This is a genomic window from Affinirhizobium helianthi, assembly GCF_042680945.1.
GTDB classification, from domain to species: domain Bacteria; phylum Pseudomonadota; class Alphaproteobacteria; order Rhizobiales; family Rhizobiaceae; genus Neorhizobium; species Neorhizobium helianthi.
In genome coordinates, this window is the sequence record NZ_JBHUEQ010000037.1 from 1 (window position 1) to 3,300 (window position 3,300).

A 3,300-nucleotide genomic window follows, 5' to 3' on the forward strand; every position below is an offset into this window, starting at 1 on the left:
GATGGCGTCTCGGCCCGCGGCACCATGGAGGGCGTCTCAAAATTCCAGTCACCGCCGGTGCGCTTGCCGGAGACGTAAGCGAAGTGACGCTGCCATTCGTTGATGTGCTATGATTAAATAAACCGCGCTTACTCAAATGTGATCCACGGCACGCCCTGCACGAGCGAGCCGCCGTGAGCGCATGGATCTCCCAACCGTGCGATCGCTTTGCCCTCGATATTAGCAATGGCAGACCCACCAGTGATACGGTCTGATGTCGTGGGAACGCCGGTGCAAAGAAGGCTATCTCCCACCGTCGCAATCGGCACGCCTTCAACGGTCACGAAACTCTGCTGCGTTGACACCACCGGTCCACCGATATGCGGCTTCGGCCCCGGATCAACCATCGGGCAGATATGCATGTGGCCTTTCAGGGTGACGGGGTTGGAGGACATGGTGCAATTTCCTCATTCACCGATGTATCTGACCGCAGGTACGCTTGGCTTGGTCGTATCGTAAAGAGTGAACGGACCAGCCTGGGCCGCGATTGTCATGGCGGCCAATGCGTTTGCAGGTCTCAGGTTTTCGACGGTGATCGAACCACCGAGTGCAGGATGTAACTTGGGCGCATAGATTTGACCAAATTCAAGCTCGCCATGCATCTTCAATGCTCGCTTGAACATCGGCTTGCCGTCTTTGTCAGGAAGGTCGTAGGAGGTGTCTGAGACATAACCGATTGCGCCGCCTAAGGTAATGTCTTCTGCTATGTGCGGTTTCGGCTTAAACAAGTAGGCACAGCTAACTCTGCCATACAGTATGTTTATCTCAATCGTTCGGTGCATTGTGTTCCAGCATATCAATCCTCCGAAAGACGAAAAGCCCAGGGCCAAGGTCTTATCTGCTGAAAAGTCGGGATCGTGATCGAAGATCATATTTACAACGGACTGGTATTTATCGGGATTACACAGTTGAAAGTAACCATTGAGCCACTTTCCTGTGCCGTACGCTCTTAGAAAGTCCAGATATGTTTCGGGAACGCGTCCCTTGTAACCCCCTATCGTCTCCTCGGACAGGCGTTCCCCATCTACTGGCACACCGAATTTCTCCAGGCACCGTCTGTAGTTTATGAATAGCTCAGTCATGTGTACTCCAAAATCTCAACAGGCTTCTAAGAGGTCGGGATGTCGCCTAGGCCTTGACTGCCCTCTGTTGAAGATGCGCTTGATTTCTGTTTCGGGGAGGAAGATGTTTTACCATCAGGTGGGCATTCTTCCAGTTTGGCGTTCAGTTTTTTGCCCCGTTCTTTGGCTTTCTGCGCATGTGCCTTCAGTTGTGCAGCACGTCGACCCTTCCACTGTGAGCCCAGCGAACTATTTATGGTCTTGTTGCCAAGTCCGGAAATAGAGCCATCGCCGCCAGCAACCAGATCCAATGAATGTGTTGCCGCTAGTTTGGTCATTTCCTTGGCAACCTCTGCCGCTGCTCGCTCTTCGAAGTCTGTTATCCCTTGGCTTTGATACTCGTCCGACAACTCGCGTTCGCGTATCCTGCGATAATCTTCCCTTGCCAGTCTTCGATCCGCTGCATCATTTTTGGGACGTCCGTATTTAGCATAGTGATCCATATTCTGGATAAGATCATCCGGATTCATCCGATTGATCTCATCCTGCTGTTCTTTCAGCTGCCGACGGAATTCTTCCTTCAATTTATCATCGGCACCCTCGGGTGGCTTGAAGCAATCGATATCTCCGCAGTCTACACATGGCTTTGCCTGTTCGGCATCCTTTGTTTTTTCTTCCGCATCGGCATTTGCATCTTCCATGTAGGAGGCAAGTGCTTCACCAGCGGCGCGTCCTGCCAGACCGCCGAGACGCGAGCCCGCTGCACGACCGATCCAGGCGCCGATCGGCCCAAACACGCTGCCAATCAGGCCGCCCAGAACACCGCCTGCGGCACGGCCGCCATATTCGCCAACAGTGCCCGCCGTACTCATGCGGCCCCTCCCGTCAGAGAGGGGTTGGAGCGCAGGGCGTCAACTGTGTGCTGGATGAGAGACTTTACCCGGTTGTCGGGTGTATCGCCACCATCGCGGATATAGTTGCGGACCTCCGGGGCGTTTGCGGCCTTGCCGTCGGACATCATCATCACATAGGCCCAGCGCGCACGCCCGCGCTCGGTCTTGATGCCCAGTTCATCGGCGGATGTTTCACTGGCAAGCGTCGCACCCCAGATGAAGCTATCGTCGACGCCGGAGAAATGCGCAGGTACATTGCCTTTCAAAAAGCGGGCGATGCGCAGCCGCGATGAATGGAGCATAACGGCCTTGAGCCTCACCATCTGGTCCGGTTCGAACCGAAGCGGTCCGGGTGGCGCGGCGGGCATGTCAATCGTCGCCCGTGCCCGCTTCAACCCGCCGTAATCGGGAGCATTGAAAATCACCGCATCCGCCGGACCCAGGAAGCGCGATAGTTGCTCATTCGTCAGCAGCGGTAAGACCGCACCCAGCACATTGGGATCCCAATGGCGGAATAGAACGCGCTCGAAGGCTTGCGAGAACGTTCCATCCGGTTGCTCGACGGGGATAATAATCTCGTTGATCGATCTGAGATGCCGTCGCACGTCTTCTTCTGGAAGCCCGCACGACCAGTAGACAGCGCAAGCATGTTCCGCATCCAGCCGTTCGACAATTCCCTGTTTGAGAACATCGGCTAAGGCAACCAGCCAGGGACCGGCCCGAATGACATCCGCTGCCGTCTCCTGCCGAAACAATGACTGTGCATGGATACCTTGTTGTTGCAAAAAACCTGGCAGGTCGTCATGCATACCGCCATCCAGAACGGCAAAGAGCGGTGCGGATAGTTCGCCCAAGGCTCGGCGCATTCGTTGCGCCGCTTCTGCGGGACCAAGCAGGTCAAGAGAAGGGGTCTCCCGCATGGTCACATCCTCACAAACGGCGTTGAAGATTTGGCCATCTCGCGCAGGCACGATGCACCTTCACCGGAACCACCTTTCTTGAAGTTGATCTGGTTGCCCTCAATATCGATCTTCAGTCCGTGGATGCGGATGCCGGTGTTGTTGAGTTCAATATATCCCCCCTTCGTTGACAGCAGGATCTTCTCATCGGCAAAGATTTCCCAGATTTTGGCCTCGCCGTGGTACTTCTCGTGTGAGACGATGTTGTAAAGCTTGCCGACTTCGACACGGATCGTCGTGCCAACCGTGGTGCGCTGTTCCTTTCCCACATTGGTCACTTGGGTCTGTCCGACATTGGTGACCTTGCTGACGCCGACCTGTTCAGCCTTGGCAACACCCACAGATGTC

4 protein-coding genes and 1 pseudogene are annotated in these 3,300 nt (G+C 55.2%); all 5 read right to left on the bottom strand.

What is annotated here, in order from left to right:
• Positions 1 to 128: 128 nt before the first annotated feature.
• A complete protein-coding gene (locus tag ACFSE1_RS18160) occupies positions 129 to 434 on the bottom strand; it encodes a PAAR domain-containing protein (RefSeq protein WP_377404630.1) in 306 nt (101 codons plus the stop codon).
• Between the two features lie 12 nt (positions 435 to 446).
• The gene (locus tag ACFSE1_RS18165; RefSeq protein ID WP_377404633.1) at positions 447 to 1,121 is read right to left on the bottom strand and encodes a GAD-like domain-containing protein; all 675 of its coding nucleotides are present in this window, start codon (positions 1,119 to 1,121) and stop codon (positions 447 to 449) included.
• 26 nt (positions 1,122 to 1,147) lie between these two features.
• Positions 1,148 to 1,972, bottom strand: coding sequence for a polymorphic toxin type 15 domain-containing protein (locus ACFSE1_RS18170; protein ID WP_377404636.1), 825 nt, complete (start codon positions 1,970 to 1,972; stop codon positions 1,148 to 1,150).
• Complete coding sequence (locus tag ACFSE1_RS18175) at positions 1,969 to 2,913, bottom strand: DUF4123 domain-containing protein (protein ID WP_377404639.1); 945 nt, start codon at positions 2,911 to 2,913, stop codon at positions 1,969 to 1,971. Before ACFSE1_RS18175 ends, ACFSE1_RS18170 begins: the two co-directional genes overlap by 4 nt.
• Positions 2,914 to 2,915: 2 nt before the next feature.
• Positions 2,916 to 3,300, bottom strand: a pseudogene (locus tag ACFSE1_RS18180) (type VI secretion system tip protein VgrG); the annotation flags it as partial.